Raw genomic sequence first — 1263 nt, forward strand, 5'->3', positions numbered from 1 at the left:
CGGCCTAAGGACGCCGCGGCGTCCTTAGGCCGTCGGGTTGAATTCGCCGCTGATCTTCAGGCTGACCTCGTCACCGAGACCGGGCAGGTAGGTGGTCATGCCGAAGTCGCTGCGCTTGATGAGGCCTTCGGCGGAGAAGCCGGCGACATAGGTCCTGGCGAAATTCTCGCCGGCGGCGTTGAAGGTGACGTTGAGGTCGACCGGGCGGGTGACGCCGTGCAGGGTGAGGTTGCCGACGACGTGCGCGGTGGTGGCGCCGGTGCGGTGGACCGCGGTCGAGACATAGGTCGCGGTCGGGAATTTGGCGGCGTCGAAGAAATCCGCGTTCTTGAGATGGGCGTCGAGCTTGTCGTCGTTGGTCGAGACCGAGCCGATGTCGATCGTCGCCTTCAGCGACGAGGCGGCCGGGTTGGCGGCGTCGAGGCGCAGCGCGGCGTCGAAGCTCGTGAACTCGCCATAATAAGTCGAGAAGCCGAAATGCGAGATGCCCCAGACGATCTTGGCGTGGCTCTTGTCGAGCCTGTAGTCGCCCGAGCGGACCGCGGGGGCGGCCGGGGCGGCGGCCTGGGCAATGGCGGCGGTGGCGGCGGTGGCGTCGACGGCCTGGCCGGCGGCGGTGATCGCGACCACGGACGAGGCGAGGACGAGGGCAAGGGTGGTGCGGCGCATTATGCTTCCTTTGCGAACGGCGCCGGCCTGCGGCGCGAGATATGGCACGGCCGAGATAGGGCGCGCGAACCGGTGCGGGAAGTCGTATTGAGCGAACCCCGGTGTTGCGGATCATGCAACGCCTGCCATGGTGGGAGGCGGAGCAGGACGGCACAGGCTGTGCTGCGTCGCAGCCTGCGCCTCCTGTTAATACAGGCGGAGTGCAGGTGGAGCGGTCATCGAGGCTACACAAATTGTGCGAAGGGCGCTGGCGAGAGGCGCGGCTGCGTCGCACACCGATTCCCTTGCGGGAGGAGCGGGCGGTCGGACCTTGCCTCTAAACAACAGCAGGATTGCAGGCGCGAGGGTGCCGAGGTTCGGAATCCTCCCTGTCCGCGAAGCGGATGGGGAGGGGGACCGCGCGTAGCGCGGTGGAGGGGCCGGGAAGACCGACCCAGCTCCCGGCCCCTCCACCAGGCTTCGCCTGGTCCCCCTCCCCATCGCCTTCGGCGACAGGGAGGATTGAATCGGCCGCGATGGTGCCTCGCCTGTAAACAACAGGAGAATTGCAGGCGGGGGCGAGGCCCCTCCACCAGCCGTCGCCTTCGGCTATGG

At 67.8% G+C, this 1263-nt stretch carries 1 protein-coding gene; it reads right to left on the reverse strand.

Annotated features, from left to right (window positions below; genetic code table 11):
* Nucleotides 1-24: 24 nt before the first annotated feature.
* Nucleotides 25-669, reverse strand: coding sequence for a YceI family protein (locus E2493_RS20525; protein WP_135090587.1), 645 nt, complete (start codon nucleotides 667-669; stop codon nucleotides 25-27).
* Between the last annotated feature and the right edge of the window lie 594 nt (nucleotides 670-1263).

It is taken from the genome of Sphingomonas parva (ex Maeng et al. 2020) (assembly GCF_004564275.1).
Classification (GTDB): Bacteria; Pseudomonadota; Alphaproteobacteria; order Sphingomonadales; family Sphingomonadaceae; genus Allosphingosinicella; species Allosphingosinicella parva.